At 64.8% G+C, this 20,990-nt stretch carries 21 protein-coding genes; 13 read left to right on the forward strand and 8 right to left on the reverse strand.

Annotation, left to right across the window (positions count from 1 at the left end):
• Positions 1 to 33 precede the first annotated feature (33 nt).
• The 7 genes from rpmH to dapE are packed head-to-tail and all read left to right on the forward strand — an operon-like array spanning position 34 to position 4,986.
• Positions 34 to 168, forward strand: a complete 135-nt coding sequence (gene rpmH, locus LQ954_RS08235) for a 50S ribosomal protein L34 (protein ID WP_028056723.1) — start codon at positions 34 to 36, stop codon at positions 166 to 168.
• A gap of 35 nt (positions 169 to 203) precedes the next feature.
• Positions 204 to 524, forward strand: a complete 321-nt coding sequence (gene rnpA / locus LQ954_RS08240; RefSeq protein WP_227771017.1) for a ribonuclease P protein component — start codon at positions 204 to 206, stop codon at positions 522 to 524.
• Positions 521 to 733 (forward strand): membrane protein insertion efficiency factor YidD, encoded by a 213-nt coding sequence (gene yidD, locus LQ954_RS08245; protein WP_227769935.1) that lies wholly within the window; start codon positions 521 to 523, stop codon positions 731 to 733. The genes rnpA and yidD overlap by 4 nt, the downstream gene beginning before the upstream one ends.
• 15 nt (positions 734 to 748) lie before the next feature.
• Positions 749 to 2,452, forward strand: a complete 1,704-nt coding sequence (gene yidC, locus LQ954_RS08250) for a membrane protein insertase YidC (protein WP_231022615.1) — start codon at positions 749 to 751, stop codon at positions 2,450 to 2,452.
• Complete coding sequence (yihA, locus tag LQ954_RS08255) at positions 2,449 to 3,159, forward strand: ribosome biogenesis GTP-binding protein YihA/YsxC (protein ID WP_231022616.1); 711 nt, start codon at positions 2,449 to 2,451, stop codon at positions 3,157 to 3,159. The genes yidC and yihA overlap by 4 nt, the downstream gene beginning before the upstream one ends.
• A gap of 37 nt (positions 3,160 to 3,196) precedes the next feature.
• On the forward strand, positions 3,197 to 3,862 hold the full coding sequence (locus LQ954_RS08260) for a glutathione S-transferase family protein (protein WP_231022617.1): 666 nt from the start codon (positions 3,197 to 3,199) through the stop codon (positions 3,860 to 3,862).
• Complete coding sequence (gene dapE / locus LQ954_RS08265) at positions 3,859 to 4,986, forward strand: succinyl-diaminopimelate desuccinylase (protein ID WP_231022618.1); 1,128 nt, start codon at positions 3,859 to 3,861, stop codon at positions 4,984 to 4,986. Before LQ954_RS08260 ends, dapE begins: the two co-directional genes overlap by 4 nt.
• 162 nt (positions 4,987 to 5,148) lie before the next feature.
• Here the strand turns inward: dapE and LQ954_RS08270 are convergent, their stop codons facing one another.
• From LQ954_RS08270 to LQ954_RS08290, 5 genes are all read right to left on the reverse strand, one after another.
• The gene (locus LQ954_RS08270; RefSeq protein ID WP_231022619.1) at positions 5,149 to 5,400 is read right to left on the reverse strand and encodes an ATP synthase F1 subunit epsilon; all 252 of its coding nucleotides are present in this window, start codon (positions 5,398 to 5,400) and stop codon (positions 5,149 to 5,151) included.
• Between the two features lie 116 nt (positions 5,401 to 5,516).
• Complete coding sequence (atpD, locus tag LQ954_RS08275) at positions 5,517 to 6,989, reverse strand: F0F1 ATP synthase subunit beta (protein ID WP_231022620.1); 1,473 nt, start codon at positions 6,987 to 6,989, stop codon at positions 5,517 to 5,519.
• A gap of 23 nt (positions 6,990 to 7,012) precedes the next feature.
• A complete protein-coding gene (locus LQ954_RS08280; RefSeq protein WP_227769928.1) occupies positions 7,013 to 7,894 on the reverse strand; it encodes a F0F1 ATP synthase subunit gamma in 882 nt (293 codons plus the stop codon).
• 114 nt (positions 7,895 to 8,008) lie between these two features.
• Positions 8,009 to 9,538: a F0F1 ATP synthase subunit alpha gene (gene atpA / locus LQ954_RS08285; RefSeq protein WP_227769927.1), complete on the reverse strand. Its 1,530-nt coding sequence runs from the start codon at positions 9,536 to 9,538 to the stop codon at positions 8,009 to 8,011.
• Positions 9,539 to 9,541: 3 nt separating this feature from the next.
• Complete coding sequence (locus tag LQ954_RS08290; RefSeq protein ID WP_227769926.1) at positions 9,542 to 10,111, reverse strand: F0F1 ATP synthase subunit delta; 570 nt, start codon at positions 10,109 to 10,111, stop codon at positions 9,542 to 9,544.
• 135 nt (positions 10,112 to 10,246) lie between these two features.
• Here LQ954_RS08290 and LQ954_RS08295 point away from each other — a divergent pair, with 135 nt between their 5' ends.
• A complete protein-coding gene (locus LQ954_RS08295) occupies positions 10,247 to 10,924 on the forward strand; it encodes a dienelactone hydrolase family protein (RefSeq protein WP_231022621.1) in 678 nt (225 codons plus the stop codon).
• A 43-nt stretch (positions 10,925 to 10,967) separates the two neighbouring features.
• On the opposite strand, the gene LQ954_RS08300 is transcribed toward LQ954_RS08295, so the two are convergent.
• Entirely contained in the window at positions 10,968 to 12,491 is a 1,524-nt protein-coding gene (locus LQ954_RS08300; protein WP_231022622.1) for a hypothetical protein, read from the reverse strand.
• Between the two features lie 60 nt (positions 12,492 to 12,551).
• Entirely contained in the window at positions 12,552 to 13,331 is a 780-nt protein-coding gene (locus tag LQ954_RS08305; protein ID WP_227769923.1) for an enoyl-CoA hydratase, read from the reverse strand.
• A gap of 115 nt (positions 13,332 to 13,446) precedes the next feature.
• Between LQ954_RS08305 and LQ954_RS08310 the strand changes: the two genes are divergently transcribed.
• The 3 genes from LQ954_RS08310 to LQ954_RS08320 all read left to right on the forward strand — a co-directional run bounded on the left by LQ954_RS08310 (position 13,447) and on the right by LQ954_RS08320 (position 17,720).
• A complete protein-coding gene (locus LQ954_RS08310) occupies positions 13,447 to 14,934 on the forward strand; it encodes a tetratricopeptide repeat protein (RefSeq protein ID WP_231022623.1) in 1,488 nt (495 codons plus the stop codon).
• 61 nt (positions 14,935 to 14,995) lie between these two features.
• Positions 14,996 to 16,033 carry a bifunctional DNA-binding transcriptional regulator/O6-methylguanine-DNA methyltransferase Ada gene (ada, locus tag LQ954_RS08315; RefSeq protein WP_231022624.1) on the forward strand — a complete coding sequence of 346 codons (1,038 nt, stop codon included), beginning with the start codon at positions 14,996 to 14,998 and terminating at the stop codon, positions 16,031 to 16,033.
• A 163-nt stretch (positions 16,034 to 16,196) separates the two neighbouring features.
• Entirely contained in the window at positions 16,197 to 17,720 is a 1,524-nt protein-coding gene (locus tag LQ954_RS08320) for a CpaF family protein (RefSeq protein ID WP_231022625.1), read from the forward strand.
• A gap of 57 nt (positions 17,721 to 17,777) precedes the next feature.
• Here LQ954_RS08320 and LQ954_RS08325 read toward each other — a convergent pair whose 3' ends face one another.
• Complete coding sequence (locus tag LQ954_RS08325) at positions 17,778 to 19,952, reverse strand: TonB-dependent receptor (RefSeq protein WP_231022626.1); 2,175 nt, start codon at positions 19,950 to 19,952, stop codon at positions 17,778 to 17,780.
• Between the two features lie 119 nt (positions 19,953 to 20,071).
• Between LQ954_RS08325 and LQ954_RS08330 the strand changes: the two genes are divergently transcribed.
• Together LQ954_RS08330 and LQ954_RS08335 are read left to right on the forward strand one after the other, a co-directional pair.
• A complete protein-coding gene (locus tag LQ954_RS08330) occupies positions 20,072 to 20,491 on the forward strand; it encodes a PilZ domain-containing protein (RefSeq protein ID WP_231022627.1) in 420 nt (139 codons plus the stop codon).
• Positions 20,492 to 20,596: 105 nt separating this feature from the next.
• Complete coding sequence (locus LQ954_RS08335; RefSeq protein WP_231022628.1) at positions 20,597 to 20,956, forward strand: DUF2934 domain-containing protein; 360 nt, start codon at positions 20,597 to 20,599, stop codon at positions 20,954 to 20,956.
• Positions 20,957 to 20,990: the final 34 nt, after the last annotated feature.

Here is a 20,990-nt window from a genome sequence, read left to right on the forward strand (position 1 = left end):
GCGGCCTTTATTTTTCAGATTCGGGAATGAACCATGAAGCGGACCTTTCAGCCGAGCAACCTGGTGCGGGCACGCCGTCACGGCTTCCGTGCACGGATGGCGACGGTCGGCGGTCGCGCCGTGATCCGCGCGCGCCGGGCGCGCGGCCGCAAGAAGCTGTCGGCCTAACCGTCTTACAGGATAAGACGGACTCAAGCTTGACCATGCTTACTCGCCGCCGGGATTTCCTGGCGGCGAATGCTGGACGGCGTGCGCCAATGCCTGGCTTCGTGCTGCTGGTGCGCCCACGCGATGATGGCGACGCTGCGATGCGCGTTGGCTACACCGTAACCAAGAAGATCGGCAACGCTGTGGTACGTAACCGGATGAAGCGCCGGTTGCGTGCCTTGGCGCGTGAGCTGTTGCCGACTGAGGGCGTATCTGGCGCCGATCACGTGCTGATTGGCCGCATGGGCGGCATCGAACGTGATTATGCCAGTCTTCGGGCGGAGCTCAGCAAGGCGCTGCGCAAGGTCAGCCGATGATCGCACGGCTGTTGATCCTCCTGGCGCGCGGCTGGCAGCTTGGCCCTTCGCTGATCCTGCCGCCGTCGTGCCGATATCAGCCAAGCTGTTCGGCCTATGCAATCGAGGCGCTGCGCCGCTATGGGGCCGCACGTGGCGGCTGGCTGGCGGCGAAGCGGATCGCGCGTTGTCATCCGTGGGGCGGGCACGGCTATGATCCGGTGCCGTAAGGGAATTGGGCGCTCGTGAACCAAGAGAATAAGAACTTTGTCCTGTTCGCGGTGATCGCGGCGCTGATCCTGTTCGGATGGCCGGTGATCCAGAACCGGTTCTTTCCGACCGCCAACCCTCCGGTAACCAAGATCGAGGCTGGCAAGCAGAAGGTTTTGCCTCAGCCTGCTGCCGATCCCACTGCCGACACGCCCGCTGCGATCCGTGATCGCACGGCTGTTCTGCGCGAAGCGCCGCGCGTTCAGATCGACACGCCGACCATGCATGGCTCGATCAATCTGCGCGGCGCCCGGATCGATGATCTGGTGCTGAAGAACTACAAGGAAACCATCGCTAAGGACTCGCCCCCGGTGCGTCTCCTGTCGCCGGCTGGCACGCGCGACGCGTATTTTGCTGGTTTCGGCTGGCGTGACGAGGGCTTGGCGCCTCCGTCCTCGGACACGGTCTGGACTGCATCTTCCCAGCTTCTGGCGCCCGGCAGGCCGGTGACGCTGACCGCCGCCAATGCGAAGGGTCAGCGCTTCGCGATCGAGCTGTCGGTTGATGACGGCTATATGTTCAGCATCAAGCAGACGGTGGCAAACGCGGGTCCGGCGCCTGTTCCCGTCGCCGCCTACGGCCTCGTCAACCGTGCTGGCGTTTCGAAGGATCCCGACAGCTGGACCGTTCACGTCGGGCCGATGTCGGTGCACAACGACAAGGCGGATTACGACGTCAACTTCAAGGACGTGGACGAAGGCGACAAGCGCTTCTCCACTACCGGCGGCTGGCTGGGCTTCGTCGACAAATATTGGCTCACTGCGCTGATCCCCGATCAGGCACGCGCCTTCGAAGGCCAGTTCCGTGCGGGCGCCAACAAGGCGTACCAGGCCGATTACACCAGCAGCGCACAACTGCTGCAGCCCGGTCGTCAGGTCACGCAGAGCAGCCGCTTCTTCGCCGGCGCGAAGGAAGTCCGTCTGCTGGATCATTATACCGATAAGGAAGGCGTCAACCGCTTCGACTATGCGCTCGACTGGGGCTGGTTCCGCCTCATCGAAAAGCCGATCTTCTATTATCTCGACTGGCTGTTCCGCCACTTGGGCAACTTCGGCATCGCCATCATCCTGCTGACGCTGACGATCCGTCTCCTCATGTTCCCGATTGCTCAGCGCCAGTTCGCCTCCATGGCCAACATGCGCGCCGTGCAGCCGAAAATGAAGGCGATCCAGGAGCGGTACAAGGACGACAAGCCGCGCATGCAGCAGGAGATCATGGCGCTCTACAAGGCGGAGAAGGTCAATCCTCTCGCCGGCTGTCTGCCCACCCTGCTTCAGATCCCGATCTTCTACGCGCTGTACAAGATGCTGATGCTGACCATCGAAATGCGGCATCAGCCGTTCGTCGGCTGGATCAAGGATCTGTCCGCGCCCGATCCGCTCACCCCGGTGAACCTGTTCGGCCTGCTTGCCTTCACGCCTCCCTCGTTCCTCGCGATCGGCGTAGTGCCTATCCTGCTCGGCATCAGCATGTACTTCCAGTTCAAGCTGAACCCGGCTCCGATGGATGACGCGCAGAAGCAGATCTTCTCGCTGATGCCGTGGGTGCTGATGTTCGTAATGGCCCCGTTCGCAGTCGGCCTTCAGGTCTACTGGATCACCTCCAACGTGCTCACCATTCTGCAGCAAAAGCTGCTCTACGCCCGCCATCCAGGCCTGAAGGAAGCTCCCGCGAAATGACCACCCCCTCCCAGCCTGCGGAAGAGAACCAGCCGCAGGCTGGCGCGGAAGCTTTGACGAACGACGATCAGGCGACCAACTCGGCCGAGGCGATTGAAACCGCGCGCAAGATTTTCGCGGGGCCCATCACGTTTTTGAGATCGGCTCCGGCGCTTCAGTTCCTGCCGGAGCCCCATGTTCCCGAAGTGGCCTTCGCCGGCCGATCCAACGTCGGCAAATCGTCGCTGATCAATGCACTGACCGGCCGCAAGACCCTGGCCCGCACCTCTGTGACGCCGGGACGCACACAGGAATTGAACTTCTTCGACGTTGGCGAGCCGCTCCAGTTCCGCCTCGTCGACATGCCCGGCTACGGCTTCGCCAAGGCGCCCAAGGACATGGTCAAGAAGTGGCGCTTTCTGGTGAACGACTTCCTGCGCGGGCGGCAGGTTCTGAAGCGCGCGCTGGTGCTCATCGACGCGCGTCACGGCATCAAGGATGTGGATCGTGAGATCCTCGACATGCTCGACAAGGCGGCGGTCAGCTATCGCATGGTCCTGACCAAGGCAGACAAGATCAAGGCGACCGACCTTGCCGAGGTGACGCAGCGCACGATCGCGGAGGCTCGCAAGCGACCGGCCGCCCATCCGGAGATCATCGCCACTTCCTCGGAAAAGGGCATGGGCATCCCCGAACTGCGCGCGGCGGTGGTCGAAGCGATCGGTTGAGTTGCGCATGGGACGCGGCGGCGATACGCCCGGTCCCATGAAGCTCATCATCGGCAACAAGGCCTATTCGTCCTGGTCGCTCCGCGGCTGGCTCGCCTGCAAGCAATCGGGCCTGCCGTTCGAGGAAGTGGTCGTGCCGCTGTACGATCAGGATTGGGACCGCCGGCGTGAGGGAGCCGAATTCGCACCCTCTTCCGGGAAGGTGCCGATCCTGTGGGATGGCGAGGCTGTCGTGTGGGACAGTCTCGCGATCATCGAATATCTCGCCGACAAGGTTGGCCGGGACCGGTTCTGGCCGGCTGATGAGGCGGCCCGGGCCATGGCTCGCTCGATGGCGGCCGAGATGCATTCCAGCTTCATCGCGCTGCGCCGCCAGCATAGCATGAACATTCGCCAGGTTTATTCGCCAGTGCCGCCCTCTGAAGCGGTCGTGGCGGACCTCTCGCGAATCATGGAGCTCTGGGCACAAGCACGCGCGCGTTTCGCAGGAGACGGCCAGTTCCTGTTCGGGGACTTTGGGGCGACGGACATCATGTTCGCCCCAGTCTGCACCCGCATCGTCACCTATTCGCTGCCCGTTCCGCGATTTGCCGCCGCTTATATCCACTCGGTGCTCACCCACCCCTTCATGCAGGATTGGATTGCCGGTGCGCAGGAGGAGGATTGGGTGATTGAGCAGTTCGAGCACCCCGCCCGCGCATGACCGATACGCTTGAGCTGGCGAAGGCGCTGATCGCCTGCGAAAGCGTCACGCCGGCACGCGGAGCGGTGTTCGACGTTTTGGAAGCCGCGCTAGAGCCCCTCGGATTCGACGTCGATCGGTTCATACTTGGCGAGTCGCCCTACGGCCCGGTCGAAAACATGCTGGCGGTTCGCGGCAATGGCTCGCCCCATATCGCCTTCGCTGGTCATGTCGACGTGGTGCCACCCGGCGAGGGTTGGACGAGCGGCGCTTTTACTCCCGACGTCCGCGGCGGGCTGCTTTACGGTCGTGGCGCGGTCGACATGAAGGGCGCCATTGCAGCTTTCGTCGCGGCGGCAGCAAGGGCTCAGGGGCCGGGCACGACGAGCCTCATCATCACTGGCGATGAGGAAGGTCCAGCCGTCTACGGCACCCGTGCGCTGATCGAACGTATGCAGGCTCGGGGGTTGAAGCCGGACTTCTGCTTGGTGGGTGAGCCGACCTCTGCGGCGCGGCTCGGCGACATGATCAAGATCGGTCGCCGGGGATCGGTCAACATCTGGATCGACGTGCCTGGCCGCCAGGGCCACGTCGCTTATCCGCATCTCGCTGATAATCCTATCCCGCGGCTGGTCGCCGCCTTGGCCGAGATCGACGGCATTGTGCTTGATGAGGGTAATGCCTGGTTCCAGCCGTCGAATATCGAGGTCACGGACATTGCGGTCGGCAACCCGGCGACCAACGTCATTCCGGCCAAGGCCTCTGCCCGCCTGTCGATCCGCTTCAATGATCAGCATCGCGGCTTGGATCTGACGCAACGGATCACCTCCGTGGTTCACCGCCACGCTCCCGAAGCGCAGGTTCGCGGAGTCGTATCGGGAGAGGCGTTCCTGACCGAACCAGGGCCGCTCTCGACGATCCTTTCAGCAGCCATCGAGGCAAACACTGGAATCTCGCCCGAGCTTTCCACCACTGGCGGCACCTCGGACGCTCGCTTCCTCTCGGCACTCTGTCCGGTGGTCGAGTTCGGCCTGCTTAACGCCACCATGCACAAGCTAGACGAGGCCGTATCCGTCGCAGATCTCTACGCGCTTACTGACATTTACGCTGACTTTCTCGCCCGCATCGGCAACGCTGGTTCCTGAGACGGAGGGACTTACCCGCGGAGGTCAGCACCGGTGCCCGGCACGCTGCTCCACCCAGTGCTGGGGCAGAGCCCTCCGCCATTCACCCACCCTGCATACAGAAAGAGCGCGGAATGCCCCAGGCACTCCGCGCTCCCCTGATACGCGCCAACTGGCGTTGGATCAGCCGGCCTGTTCCGCAAGGACCGTCAGGCCGTTGGCATTCACTTCCGCGAAACCGCCGCGGATGGCGATCGTCTCGGGCGCGGCGCCCTGGGTCCTGTGAACCAGCAGGTCGCCATCGCGGATGGTCGACATCAGCGGAGCGTGGCCTTCCAGCACGCCGAAGTCACCTTCGGTGCCCGGCACGGTGACCATATAGACGTCTTCGCTACGGACGAGACGTTCGGGAGTGACGAGTTCGAAGTGGAGCATCTCTTCTTCTCACTCCCCTCCCGGATCCAGGAGGGGTTTGGGTAGGCCGCTTGGAAGGGGAGCCTTACGGCCGCCCCCTCCCCTGATCCCTCCCGCGGTGCGGGAGGGAGATCGGCTTACGCCTCCTGCGCCAGCTTCTCGGCCTTGGCGACGACTTCGTCGATGCCGCCGACCATGTAGAACGCTGCTTCCGGCAGGTGATCGTATTCGCCGTTCACGACTGCCTTGAACGAGCGGACCGTGTCCTCCAGCTGCACGAACTTGCCCGGGATGTTGGTGAACACCTCGGCGACGTGGAACGGCTGCGACAGGAAGCGCTGGATTTTGCGCGCGCGGCTGACGGTCAGCTTATCCTCTTCGGACAGCTCGTCCATGCCGAGGATGGCGATGATGTCCTGCAGAGACTTGTACTTCTGCAGGATCGTCTGCACCGCACGAGCCGTCTCGTAATGCTCCTGACCGACAACGCGCGGCTCGAGAACGCGGCTGGTCGAGTCCAGCGGGTCCACCGCCGGATAGATGCCGAGTTCGGAGATCGCGCGGCTGAGCACCGTCGTCGCGTCGAGGTGAGCGAACGAGGTGGCCGGCGCCGGGTCGGTAAGGTCGTCGGCGGGCACGTACACGGCCTGCACCGAAGTGATCGAGCCCTTGTTCGTCGAGGTGATGCGCTCCTGCAGCGCGCCCATGTCGGTCGACAGGGTCGGCTGGTAGCCCACGGCCGAAGGAATACGGCCGAGAAGTGCCGACACTTCTGCGCCCGCCTGGGTGAAGCGGAAGATGTTGTCGACGAAGAACAGCACGTCCTGGCCCTCGACGTCACGGAAATACTCCGCGATCGTCAGGCCCGAGAGAGCGACGCGTGCGCGGGCGCCCGGCGGCTCGTTCATCTGGCCGAACACCAGCGCCACCTTCGAACCTTCGCTAGTCGGGTTGCCGTCGGCGTCCTTGGCGATAACGCCAGCGTCGAGGAACTCGTGGTAAAGGTCGTTGCCCTCGCGGGTACGCTCACCGACGCCCGCGAACACCGACGTGCCGCCGTGACCCTTCGCGATGTTGTTGATCAGCTCCTGGATGAGCACGGTCTTGCCCACGCCGGCGCCGCCGAACAGGCCGATCTTGCCGCCCTTCGCATAGGGGGCGAGCAGGTCGATGACCTTGATGCCGGTGACGAGAATGGCGCTCTCGGTCGACTGATCGACGAACAGCGGAGCGGACGCGTGGATCGGCGCATGGTGCGCCGAGTTGACCGGGCCGCGCTCGTCGATCGGCTCGCCGACGACGTTCAGGATGCGGCCGAGCGTTGCCGGGCCGACCGGCACGGTGATCTGCGCACCGGTGTCGGTTACGTTCTGGCCGCGGGTCAGGCCCTCGGTCGAGTCCATCGCAATCGTGCGAACGGTGTTCTCACCCAGGTGCTGGGCAACCTCGAGCACAAGGCGCTGGCCGTTGTTCTCGGTTTCCAGCGCCGACAGGATCGCCGGCAGGTGGTTGTCGAACGTCACGTCGACGACGGCGCCGATCACCTGGCTGATGCGGCCGACATTGTTGCTGCCCGAAGTGGTCGGACGATCCTCAAAGACGGTGGCCATGTTCTGCTTCCTGCTTTCGAAACTTAGAGCGCTTCGGCGCCCGAGATGATCTCGACCAGCTCGGTCGTGATCGCTGCTTGGCGCGCGCGGTTATACTGAATGCTGAGGCGCTTGATCATATCGCCGGCGTTACGCGTCGCATTGTCCATTGCGGTCATGCGGCTGCCCTGCTCCGACGCGGCATTTTCCTGCATCGCGCGGAAGATCTGGATCGCGACGTTGCGCGGCAGCAGCTCGGCGAGGATCGCTTCCTCGTCGGGCTCATATTCCACCGCCGCACCGCCGTCGTTGGCCGTCGTCACCTCACCGGCCGGCACTGCCACCGGAATGATCTGCTGACCGGTCGGGATCTGCACCAGCGCCGACTGGAACTTGGCGAAGAACAGGTGCGCGACGTCGAACTCGCCTGCTTCGTAACGGGCGATCAGATCGTCGGCGATCTCGCGCGCTTGCTCGAAGCCAAGCACCTTGTGCTGGCCAAGCTCATGATCCGCAGCGATGCCGTTCGGATAGAAGCGGCGCAGCACGCGACCCTTCTTGCCCGCGAGATAGAAGCGCACGGTCTTGCCGGCGCGCTCCAGCTCCTCGGCCTTCTTGCGGGCAGCGCGAACGATGTTGGTGTTGAACGCACCCGCCAAGCCGCGCTCCGAGGTCGCGACGACGAGCAAGTGGACCTGATCCTTGCCGGTGCCGGCGAGCAGCTTGGGGCTGTTCTCGCTGACGGTCACCTTCGATGCGAGGCTGGCCATCACCGCCTCCAGCCGCTCGGCATAAGGCCGGCCGGCCATCGCCGCTTCCTGCGCACGGCGCAACTTCGCGGCGGCGACCATCTTCATCGCCTTGGTGATCTTCTGCGTCGACTTCACCGAGCCGATGCGGATCTTGAGGGCCTTCAACGACGCCATTCTGTTTCCACTTTGTTGTGCCCCCGCCGCATCGGCGGAAGCCCAGACCGGGTTCCCGCGCCGGGCTTCATCAAGACGTTGCCTCGATGAACCCTATCGCGGGAACACAACTCCTTACGCGAAGGTCTTCGCGAACGCGTCGAGCGCAGCGACCACCTTGCCCTTGGCTTCGTCGCCAAGATCACGGCTGTCGCGGATCAGCTTCAGCGTGTCGCCATGCTGGTCGCGCATGAAGGCCAGCATTGCCGCCTCGTAACGAACCACGTCCTGCACCGGCACGGTATCGAGATAGCCGTTGGTGCCGGCAAAGATCGACACCGTCTGCTCCTCGAACGGCAGCGGCGAGAACTGCGGCTGCTTCAGCAGCTCGGTCAGGCGCGCACCACGGTTCAGCAGCTTCTGCGTCGAGGCGTCGAGGTCCGAGCCGAACTGAGCGAAGGCCGCCATTTCGCGGTACTGCGCCAGCTCCAGCTTGATCGAGCCGGACACCTTCTTCATCGCCTTGGTCTGCGCCGACGAGCCCACGCGGCTCACCGACAGACCTACGTTGATCGCCGGGCGGATGCCCGCGAAGAACAGGTCGGTTTCAAGGAAGATCTGGCCGTCGGTGATCGAGATCACGTTGGTCGGGATGTACGCCGACACGTCGCCCGCCTGGGTCTCGATGATCGGCAGCGCGGTCAGCGAGCCATTGCCATTGGCGTCGTTCATCTTCGCCGCACGCTCCAGCAGGCGCGAGTGGAGATAGAACACGTCGCCCGGATAGGCTTCGCGGCCCGGCGGACGGCGCAGCAGCAGCGACATCTGGCGGTAGGCAACTGCCTGCTTGGACAGATCGTCATACACGATCACGGCGTGCATGCCGTTGTCGCGGAAGAACTCACCCATCGCGCAACCGGTATAGGGCGCGAGGAACTGCAGCGGCGCAGGATCCGACGCGGTCGCGGCGACGATGATGGAATATTCCATCGCGCCATTCTCTTCCAGCGTGCGGACAAGCTGAGCGACCGTCGAACGCTTCTGACCAACGGCGACGTAGATGCAGTAGAGCTTCTTCGACTCGTCGTCGCCCTTGTTCACTTCGCGCTGGTTGATGAACGTGTCGATCGCGACAGCCGACTTGCCGGTCTGACGGTCACCGATGATCAGCTCGCGCTGGCCACGGCCGACCGGCACGAGCGCGTCGATCGCCTTGAGACCGGTCTGCACGGGCTCGTGCACCGACTTGCGCGGAATGATGCCCGGCGCCTTCACCTCGACGCGGCGACGCTCGGTCGACACGATCGGGCCCTTGCCGTCGATCGGGTTGCCAAGGCCGTCGACCACGCGGCCGAGCAGGCCCTTGCCGACCGGTACGTCCACGATGGTGCCGGTACGACGAACGGTGTCGCCTTCCTTGATCTCGGCGTCCGAGCCGAAGATCACGACACCGACGTTGTCGGCTTCCAGGTTGAGGGCCATGCCCTGCACGCCATTGGCGAACTCGACCATCTCGCCCGCCTGGACGTTGTCGAGGCCGTAGATGCGCGCGATGCCGTCACCGACGCTGAGCACCTGGCCGGTCTCGCTGACCTGGGCCTCGGTACCGAAATTGGCGATCTGGTCCTTGATGACCTTCGAGATTTCTGCGGCGCGGATATCCATCACTTAGCCTTTCATCGCGCTGGCGAGCGCATTCAAGCGGGTACGGATCGACGAATCGATCATCTGAGAACCGATGCGGACGACGAGCCCGCCAAGGAGCGCGGGGTCGACCGCCAAATCGACCGACACTTCGCGGCCGACGCGTTGGCGAAGCTGCTGCTTCAGCTCGGCGACCTGATCGTCGGTCAACGCGTGGGCGCTGGTCACTTCGGCAGTCACTTCGCCGCGATGACGCGCGGCGAGCGTGCGAAACGCGCGGATGATCGCGGGCAGCTCCGCCAGGCGGCGGTTCTGCGCCAGCACGCCCAGGAAGTTGCGGGTTGTCGCGTCGACACCCAGCTCGTCCGCCGTGGCGAGCACGGCCTTGCTGGCTGCATCGCGCGCCACCACCGGCGACGTCGTCAACGCCTTGAAATCATCCGATTGATCAAGCGCGGTGCGAACCTTTGCCAGGCTCGCCTCCACCGTATCGATCGTCTTCGCCTGTTCGGCGAGGTCGAACAGCGCGGTCGCATAACGCCCGCCCAGGCTCGCCTGGATGCTGCTGCCTAGATTACCGCTGGAACCATCCACGCGATTCGATCCCCGTTCGCACTAAGAGTAACCCCCATGCGAAAACACGGCGCGCGAACGGCGCCGTCGCTTGGGTTGGCCGGCGCGTAGCAAAGGGGTAGCGTTGATGCAACAAGCTGTAACGAGAGGGTGACGATGGGCGAAATGATCCGGATGGCGATGAGCGACGGTGCGAACATCGCCGTCTACCATGCACCTGCCGTGGGCGAGCGTCGCGGCGGCGTGGTGCTGGTGCAGGAGATCTTTGGGGTTACCGAGCATATTCGTGAGATGGCCGACGATTATGCCAGCGAAGGCTATGAGGTTCTGTCCCCCGCGCTTTTCGATCGTGAGCACCCCGGATTTGAGGCGGGCTATACCGGCCCCGATTTCGAACGCGCTGTTGAGCTCGCGCGTACGCTGCATCCGTTCGACCTGTCGTTGAAGGACACGCAGACCTGCATTGATGCCCTGCGCGACAAGGGGCCGGTGTTCGTGGTGGGCTATTGCTATGGTGGCTCCATCGCCTGGGCTGCGGCGACCAAGCTGGACGGCGTCGCGGCCGCTTCCGCTTATTACGGCAGCATGGTGCCCGCCTTCGCTGCTGAAGCGGCGCCGCGCGTGCCGGTGATCGCTCATTTCGGGCGCTACGATCGAGGAATCCCGATGGAGGGCGTGGAGTCGGTCATGGCCAAGGATTTCACGCTCGCCGAAGTGCACGTCTATGAAGCCGGTCACGGCTTCAATTCGGATCGCCGCAAGGATTATCACGAGCCATCGGCGGAGCTCGCCCGGGATCGCACCCTCACGCTGTTTCGTGAGAATGGCGGCTGATCCAGCGCTCCGCCGCCATCGTCACCTGTTAGAAGCGCCAGGTTCACTTTTCCCCGGCGCTTTCCTCCTCACCATTCGCCGCCCCCGCGCCCGCAGCGATGGCCTCCTCACCCTTAAGGCCCGCCTCCAGCGCGGCCAGCACCCGACTGGATGGGTTATCGACCCCGGCGTGGGGATTGTAGGCAAGCGGCCGTAGAAGCTGCTGGGCGGCCGGAATCTCGCCCGCGCCGATCCTCGCCATTGCGGCTGCGAAGCGCACGTAATTGTCTTGAGGGGCGAGCTCCTGCGCGCGGTGCAGCCCCTTGATCGCCGAAGGCGTGGGCTCGATCCCCTGCAGGATAAAGCTCTGCCAGAACCACCACAGGGGTTCGGCGTCGTCCGGATCAGCGCGATTCGCCTTTACGATGCTGGCGCGGGCGGCATTCCACGCTTTCGGGTCGGTGGATTTCGCCTGCCCTAATTGGCGAAGCTTCACGCGCCCCTGGTAAAGCAATGCCTGCACGGATTTCGGGTCACGCGCTACCGCCTTTTGCGCGGCCGCAAGCGCCGCATCATCCTCGCCTGCATCAAAGGCCATTTCGGCCAGCCATCCCTGCACCACCGGATCGTCGGCATGCCGCGTCCCGATCGGCGCCGCCTTGGCGTAGAGCTTGCGACCGCTTTCTCGATCAACGCCGCGCAAGGACTGCATGCGCAGGTCAATCATGTCCGCCTCGCCCTCGCTCAACCGGCGTATGACGATTGGCGGTGTCTGCGTACCAGCGAACGGCATGGTGAGGCCGAGCATCCGGCGCTGGTTGAGATAGCCGGAGAGCTTTCGGTCCAGCAGCTTCAGATCACCAAACGTTTGCTCCGCCGCCGCGACCGAGCCGGTGCCCTGGTTCAGCGCCTTGAGATAACTGAGAAACTGCGCGCTCCGCTCCCCATCGAAGCTGAAATAATGGGTCATCAGCCAGCCGCGCCCGTAAAAGGCGTCCATGTCCATCCCGCTTTTGCGCACGGGATCGAACATCTGGCGCGCCGACAGCCGCTCGCCTTGCATCAGGCCGTAAGCGCGATGTTGCGCAGCATAGCCGATCGTGGCGTTTTCTTCCGTGATCCGCATGGTGGAGGCGAACTCGGCAAAACCCTCGGAATACCAGGCGGGAAAGGCAATGTCGTAGGTGCCCAGCAGGAAGTGATGGGCATATTCGTGGAACAGGACGATCCGGCCCCAGTCGTTATATTCGGTCCACCCACCCTTCGCACTGTATGCGGTCGATCCGCTCACCCGCGAGAAGTAGAAGCCGGCCGCATTGGTGCACCAGCAAAGCCGCTTCACATCGGCATCGTCGACCAGGAACACCGTCACCTTGCGGGACTCGATCTCCGGCTCGTCGGCCACCTTGAGGAACCGGCGCAGCCCCCAATCGAGGCGCTCCAGCGCCTCGGACTGGCGCCGAAGCACCTTCTCGGAGGTGTTCGAATATAAGGTGAAGTGCCTGGATTTTGCTTCCAGCCATTCCGCCTGCGCGGCCGGCGCCACGGCCAGCCCACACAGCAGGGCCAGCAACCCACGCCAGATCATCGTCCTCTCCCCCCCTTTTCCCCGGGGCGAGACTAGCGCGGAAATTGCTGATTCAAAAACTTATTGTGATCGTCCGCGCGCCTGCACGGCGGCCCGCCGCGCTTCAACGGCCTCCGGCGTAACCGCCCGGTTCGCCGCCGACGAGCGCTCATGCTCCAACGCCATCGCTTCGCCGAACGGCCGGGCAAAGCCGTCGTCGATCAGCTTCTTGTATGCGGCAATGAAGTCCGCATCGGCGGAGGCGATGTCCGCGGCAAGCTGACGGGCCGTTGCCAGCAATTCGCTTGCGGGCACCACTCGATTGACAAGGCCCCATCGCTCCGCGGTCGCGGCATCCAGGAAATTGCCACTGAGCGACAGTTCCTTGGCGCGCGAGATGCCGATCAGCCGCGACAGCTTCTGGCTCAGCCCCCAGCCCGGCATCACGCCGACGCGCGCATGGGTATCGGCAAAGCGCGCCTTGTCGCTGGCGATCAGGATGTCACAAGCAAGCGCGACCTCGAACCCGCCAGTGATCGCCACGCCATTGATCGCACCGATCACCGGCTTGCGGCACAGCTCGATCGCCTTGACCGGGTTCTCGTCCGCCCCGGTCGCGTTGGCCGAGCCAAGCGCCCCCGCCTTCGATCCGAGTTCCTTCAGGTCCAGCCCGGCGGTGAACGCCCGCTCGCCCGCCCCGGTCAGCACCACCGCGCGCACTGCATCGTCCGCATCTACCTGCGTCATCACGCGATACAGCTGCGACCGCAGCGCCGACGACAATGCGTTCATCGCCTCCGGCCGGTTCAGCGTCACCGTGGCAACACCATCCTCGATGTCCAGCAGCACCAGATCAGTCATTCCTCGCCTCCCTCATTATTCCGCCGCATCGTAACGACGGAGCCGCCAGCGTCCACTCCGTCTCTGGCGCGACACCGCGAGGCTGCTACGACAGCGATCGGGGGGAGAATGTCAGATGCTTAAATTGTTGGTGCTTGCCGTTGCGGCCGCGGGGACGTTGAGTGCCGTGGCCGGGCGGTCACCGTCTGCGATGGCGGAACTAGAAAAAGCTACGGCAGCATTTGATGAGCCGAACTGCTCGGCAGTGCTCGAGTCGGTGGCGCGCCTGAAAGCGATGCCCGATTTCAAGCAGGACGACTTCGTTCACCGTGTCACGCTAGAATTTTCCGCGCTCTGTCTCGAACAATCGGGCAAGGAAGCCGACAAGGCCGCTGCCTATGCCGACGCGATGCTAGCGAGCGCGATGGCTGGCAGCGGTGACGGCGTCTGGGGTGTGCGGCTCGACCGCGAGGTGAGAACGAAAGATTGGCCGGCCGCCGTCACATCGTTCGAACGGGTCGCTGTCGAGCGGCCGCTCATGTTGAACAGGCTCCCCCTGGCATGGCTGAACTACATCGACCTGCAGCTACGCCGCGCCAATCAGACTGCGCTGCGTCGCCGCTATCTCGCGCTTTTCGCCGACAGCAGCTACTGGCCCGATGAGCCCGGCGGCAGCACCGAAGGCTTCCGCTTCCGCTACGCCCTGCTGCTGGCGGATGCCGGGGAACAGGAGAAGGCCAACGCCATTGCCCGCCTCCTCACCAATTCATCGTTGCTCATCTCGCTCAGTCTGGATCCCCGCTTCCGCCCCGTCTTCGGCGACGATCTCGACCTGCGCGCCGTCACCGAGCGCTACCTGACGCAGCTTCGCACCCAGGTCGGTCGCTTCCCCAACGCGATCCGGCCGGTGATCGACGTGGCGGAGCACCAGCGCCTGCTCGGCCGCCCGCACGAGGCGCTGGCGACGCTGCGTACGCTCGAACCCGCGATCAAGGGCGACACGCCGCTCAGCGACCGCGACGACAATGTGATCTGGTGGTGGGACCAGATGTCGCGCGCCCATTATGCAGCGGGCGACGTTCCCGCCGCCATCGCCGCCCTGCGCACCGCGAGCGCGATTCGGGAAGGCAACGCCGTCAACGTCAGCCAGACGATCAACCTCGCCAACCTCCAGCTCACCACCGGCGATCCCGCCGGCGCGATGGCGACGCTCAAGCCACTCGATGGTGCCGGCGACGGCACCGCCAGCCCTTATGGCGTCATGCAGGTGGTCGGCGTGCGCGGCTGCGCCAGCCATCGGCTCGGCCAGCAGGCGTTGGCCGACGCCGATCTCGCTTATGCCGCGTCGCATCGCAGCGACGCGCCGAGCACGCTCACCATGCTCCAGCTGTGCCGCGGCGATCTCGACGGCGCCGCCGCCAGCATGATCGCGCGGCTGGAGAATAAGGATCAGCGCCACGGCGCGCTGGAGGAGCTCAGCACCTTCGACGCCCCGCCAAACACGCTGCCGCGCGATCCGGTCGACTTGGCGCTAGCGACATTGCGCACACGCCCTGACGTGAAGGCGGCGGCACAGAAGGCCGGCGGGACGCGGAACTTCAATATTCAGATGTCCGGCTTCTAGCACCGCTTTGATCGCAAGCGACGGGATGTGCGCCGCCGCCCGGCACGCTAGATCGGCAGGCATGAGCGACACGATCGATCACCAGAGCGCCTGGGCCGCCTTCGCCGCACGCGATCGGCAGGCGGACGGGCGCTTCGTCGTCGCGGTGCGCACCACCGGCATCTATTGCAAGCCGAGCTGCCCGGCGCGGCATCCCCGACGTGAGAACGTCAGCTTCTATCCCGATCCGGCGCAGGCACGCGCCGCGGGCTTTCGCGCGTGTCTGCGCTGCCGCCCCGACGACGAGGCGCGGGACCGCGTCGCCGTCGCTGGGGCGATCGCGCTCATGGAGGCGGCGGAGACCGGTCCTGGGCTCGAAGATCTTGCGGCAGCGGTGGGCTATGCCCCGCATCACTTCCACCGCCTCTTCAAGCGCGCGACCGGCGTCACCCCTGCGGCCTGGGCGCGCGCGCTGAAGTCGAGGCGCGCCGCCGAGGCGCTGAGCGAGGGCGCCACCATTACCCAAGCCATCTACGAGGCCGGCTATTCCTCCCCAAGCCGCTTTTATGCGCACGGGGCGCAACGGCTCGGCATGGCGCCAAGCGCTTGGGTGCGCGGCGGCGCTGGAGTCACCATCCGCTGGACCATCGCAACCACCAGCCTTGGCCCGATGCTGGTCGCAGCGACGGAGCGCGGGATTTGCCGGATCGCTTTCGATGAGAACGACAGCGCCCTGCGCGCGCGCTTTCCGGCGGCGGAGATCGCAGCCGGAGGCGAGTCGCTGGCCGCGCTGGCGGCGCAAGTGGTGGCCGCCGTGGAGCGCCCCGGACGCGACCTCACCCTGCCCCTCGACGTGCGCGGCACCGCCTTTCAGGAGGCAATCTGGCAAGCGCTCCGAACCATTCCGCCGGGCGAGACCAGATCCTATGCGGATCTTGCCGCTCTTGCCGGCCGTCCGGGTGCCGTTCGCGCCGCCGGCTCGGCATGTGGCGCAAACCACGTTCCCGTGCTGATCCCCTGTCATCGCGTAACCCGGGCCGATGGCGCGATCGGCGGCTATGCCTTCGGCGCCGAGCGCAAGCAGATCCTGCTCGATCGGGAGCGTGATCGGGCTGAGTGAGCCAGCCGATCCGCTACCCGAAGTCGCCCTGGTCTTTAAGCCGGCGCCTGGTCTTACCCTGCCGCGGCCCCTCTGCCGGCACCGCCCGCCTGGCCGCACGTTTAGGTAAACGTAAAGCCTTCGCGCGTAGATTGATGGTGCAGACAGCAGGATTGTTGGTCAAATGAACGCATTCGGGCGTCGTAATAATGTGGGTACGGGCTCGCGGCCGGGTTTCGGCGTGGCCCGTCCGATGCAGGGCGGTGCGCCGCGCCCTGATCACGGCGGCGAGCAATTCCCCTCGCTCGACGCGCTCCCCCTACCGGGAGAGATTGCCGCACCGGATAATTTCGGCACCATGCCCGCCGTCCAGATGGACGCGATGCAGCGCCTGGCCGAGCGTCAGGCCGCCTCCGGGGAAGCCGGCAACAGCCGCGTCGAGGGCTTCGAATCCTCGATCCACAAGATCAAGGAACAGGTGCTCCCGCGCCTTCTCGAACGCGTTGATCCCGAGGCTGCTGCCACGCTCGGCAAGGACGAGCTGGCCGAGGAATTCCGCCCGATCATCGGCGAAGTGCTCGCCGAACTGAAGCTGACCCTCAACCGCCGTGAGCAATTCGCGCTGGAAAAGGTGCTGGTGGACGAGCTGCTCGGTCTGGGCCCGCTAGAGGAGCTGCTGGCCGACCCCGAAATTTCGGACATCATGGTCAACGGCCCGGACCAGACCTTCATCGAAAAAAAGGGCAAGCTCCAGCTCGCGCACATTCAGTTCCGCGACGAGGAGCATCTGTTCCAGATCGCGCAGCGCATCTGCAACTCGGTGGGTCGCCGCGTCGACCAGACCACGCCGCTCGCCGACGCCCGCCTCAAGGACGGCAGCCGCGTCAACGTGATCGTGCCCCCGCTCAGCTTGCGCGGCACCGCCATCTCGATCCGTAAGTTTTCCGCCAAGCCGATCACGCTCGACATGATGGCCGGTTTCGGTTCGATGTCGCCCAAGATGGCGACCGCGCTGAAGATCGCCGGCGCCTGCCGCTTCAACATCGTCATTTCGGGCGGTACCGGCTCGGGCAAGACGACGATGCTGAACGCCCTGTCGAAGATGATCGACCCGGGTGAGCGCGTGCTGACGATCGAGGACGCGGCCGAGCTTCGCCTGCAACAGCCGCACTGGCTGCCGCTCGAAACCCGTCCCGCCAACCTTGAGGGTCAGGGCGAAATCTCGATCCGCGATCTCGTCAAGAACGCGCTGCGTATGCGCCCCGATCGCATCATCCTGGGCGAAATTCGTGGCGCCGAATGTTTCGACATGCTCTCGGCGATGAACACCGGCCACGATGGCTCGATGTGCACGCTCCACTCCAACAGCCCGCGCGAGGCGCTGGCGCGTATGGAGAACATGGTGATGATGTCGGACATCAAGGTGCCGAAGGAGGCGATCAGTCGCCAGATCGCCGATTCCGTCGACATGATCATTCAGGTGAAGCGCCTGCGCGACGGGTCGCGCCGCGTTACCAACGTCACCGAGGTGATCGGCATGGAAGGCCCCGTCATCGTGACGCAGGAGCTCTTCAAGTTCGAATATCTCGACGAGACCGCCGACGGAAAGATCATCGGCGAATATCGCGCGATGGGCCTTCGCCCGTACACGATCGACAAGGCCAAGCAGTTCGGCTTCGACCAGGCGTTCCTCGAAGCCTGCCTCTGACGCGTCCTTAAGCTGCGGATCACCGGAGGCGGCGCGAACACGCCGCCTCCGCGATCGTCAGAAGCTTACCCGAGCCGCAACCCGGATGTCCCGGCCGGCGAGCGGCACATAATCCTTCGTGAACGACGCATGCCGGCGCGCATCGACGTCGAAGATGTTGTTCGCCGAAAGGATCAGCGTCGTTTCGCTCTCCCGGCCGAATGGCTTGAAGGAAAGCGACGCGTTCACGAGCGTGAAATCGTCGGTCCGCGTCTCGAAGCTCGCGATCCGGTTTTGCGCCGTGACATGCTCCACCTCGACGCGTCCGCCGAAGTCTCCCATCCGCGCCGTTAGTCCGCCCAGCACGCGCAGCGGCGGAATACGCGGAACCGCACCGCCATTGTTGGTCAGCTTCGCGTTGACGTAATCGGCGACCAGATTGCCATCCAGTTCGAACCCGCTCGTTCGGATCAGGTCCGCGCTCAGCTCGCCTTCAAAGCCATAATAGCGCGCGCCCGCCTGGAAATACTGGAACAGCGGCAGTTCGTCGCGCTCCAGGCCAGTCGCGTTCTCATAGATATAATCGTCGAACCACGTGGCATAGCCGCTCACCTGGAACTGGACCGGCCCGGTATTGCCGCGCGCATATAGCTCCAGGCCCCAGCTCTTTTCGGTCTTGAAGTTGGGGTTGCCAACCTCGAAGGCCTGGGTGGCGATATGCGGCCCGTTGGAGAACAATTCCTCCGCCGACGGCGCACGCACCGCGCGCGATCCGTTGATGCCGATCCTGACCTCCGGCGCCACTGCATAGGAGAAGCCGAGCGCGCCGGAGAATGAATCGAACCCGCGGCTCACCGACACCGGCGGGGCATCCTCGTCCAGCCCGACCCGAACTGCTCCCGCGCGCACCGCGGCATGTTCGTAGCGGCCGGCGAACTCGAATTCCCAATTCCCGCGATTGATCTCCTGCAACGTGAACACGCCATATTGGTCCGTCACGTTGGGCGGCACGAACGCTTCTGCCCCGATCGCGGAGAAGTCGCGGGTAAAGCCCTGAAAGCCGGTGACGCCGCGCCATCCGTCGCGATCCGCCTGCACCAGTTCCAGCCGGCCTTCGAATGCCTGGGAGTTGAACACCGTGCCGACCTCGGCACCTTCGAACTCGGTATGCTTGTAGTCGGCAAAGCCGGCCCGGATCCGGATCTTGTCCAGGAAGCCGCCATTCACATTCACTTCGCCGCGCATGTCCGCGCGCAGCTGCTTGACCGCGATCGTCACGTCGCCGTGGTCATGGCCCTCTTCTTCATGGTCGTGGTCATGATCGTGGTCATGGCCGTCGTCATGGTGGTGGCCGGCACCGGGGCGTTCCGGCACGCCATATTTGCTGTCGTAATAGCCGACCGAGAACCCCAGGCTTCCGCCCTCGTTGATCAGTCCCAGCCCCGCACCTAGCGTATAGGTTTCAGTGCCACTGTTCGGCACGCGGCCACGTCGATTGGCCCGCGCGGTCGCCTCGGCGGCTTCGGCTGCGTGTCCTTCCTCGGCCTCCTCCGCTGCGATCGCCAGCTGTTCGCGGCGAAGGCCGGGCGCGAGTTGGTAGCCGCCGATGCGCAGGTCGTCGGACTTGCGATAACTGCCGTCGACATGCGCGACGATCTGGTCGGACAGCGCAACGTCCAGACCAGCGCCGGCGCTGCGCTCATCCGCTGCCGAACCATAGGTGCCGATCGCGTCGACGTGATAGCCCTTCTCCGGCACCGCTCGCGGGATACGCCGGTCGATCACGTTCACGGCACCGCCGATCGCCTGGCTCCCGAACAGCAGCACCGCCGGTCCACGCAGCACCTCGATGCGCTCGGCGGTCAGCGGATCGATCGTCACGCCATGGTCGGTCGAGGTATTCGACACGTCGAGCGAGCCGAGCCCATCGGTCAGCACGCGCACGCGCTCGCCCTGGAACCCGCGCAGCACCGGGCGGGAGGCGCCCGGGCCGAACGACGTGGCGGACACGCCCGGCTGGCTGGTCAGCGTCTCGCCGATCTGCGGGCGGATGTCGCGGACCAGCTCGTCGCCGGTGATCACCGACTTGCCGGCCAGCAGGTTGAGATCACGAACGAATGGCGCGGTGATGACTATTTCGGGATCGGCATCGACATGGGCCGACTTGTTCGTAGCCGGCTGATCGCTCGACTGCGCATAAGCGGGAATGCTGAACAGAGCCGTTCCCGCCAACAGGATCGCGTTTACTTTCACCCAAACCCCCAATGATCCGTTTGGCGCCCGGTTAACGGGTACGTAATAACATCACAATACTCATTTTCACGTTTCCGCCGCCGCTTGCAGACAGGTTATCGACCCCCCAACTGAAAGGTATGACGGAGGCAAACCCTTCCGAAGAGCAGGCCAGCGACGCCGCGGACCAGAAGCCGCGCGCCCCGCGCCACAGCGTGTTTCTGAGCGCAACGGTGGAGCATTTCGGCGGAAAGAAGCCGACCCGCCATCGCGTGCGCGATCTTTCCACCGGCGGCTTGCGGATCGATCAGGCCGCCGGCTTCAGGGAAGGCGCCACCGTTCTCGTCAGCGTGGGTGCGCTGGATGCCGTCGGCGCAACGGTGGTCTGGACGCGCGATAGCCTTGCCGGCCTGAAGTTCGTCGAGCCCATCGATCCGGAGGCGGCGCGCGCGAAGGCCGCCGTCGCGCCTCAGCCCTTCCGCGGCCAATCGCGAGACCTGAGCGTCAATGCCCCCACCGCCGGATGGGTGCCCAACCTCAACAGCCCGTATCGCCGCTAGGACCACGCCTCCGGCAGACTGCCGATCAGCACTGACATTTTCTCCGCCACGTGGGGTCGATTCCGCCGGAAACGCGTTTCACGGCAAACGGCAGGGAAAATGGCGATGGCTGACGATCGTGAGCGGCAGATCAGGGAACGGGCATATCGCATTTGGCAGGACGAGGGCGAACCCTCGGGCCGCGAACAGGATCACTGGTCCCGCGCCGAGGCGGAGCTTTCAGGCAACGATGCCGCTGAGAACGACGAACTGATCTCGGACAGCGCCGAGGATCTGCCATTCGGCGAGCCTGAGGACACCGGCCGCGCGGATGCGTCGCTCACCGGCACCGAGACCACCGATCAGGGCAAGGCCGGCGCCGCCGAGGTACCGGAGACCAGCGGCATCGCTGCCGCGGCCGGTCAGCCTGTCGCGCCTGCCCCGAAGGGCCGCAAATCGAAGGGCGGGATCAAGGTTTCCGACTAACCCCGCCCGCCGCCCCTATCCATGACCGACTGCG

Origin of the sequence: Sphingomonas sp. IC-11, assembly GCF_021043365.1 — a bacterium.
Classification (GTDB): Bacteria; Pseudomonadota; Alphaproteobacteria; order Sphingomonadales; family Sphingomonadaceae; genus Sphingomonas.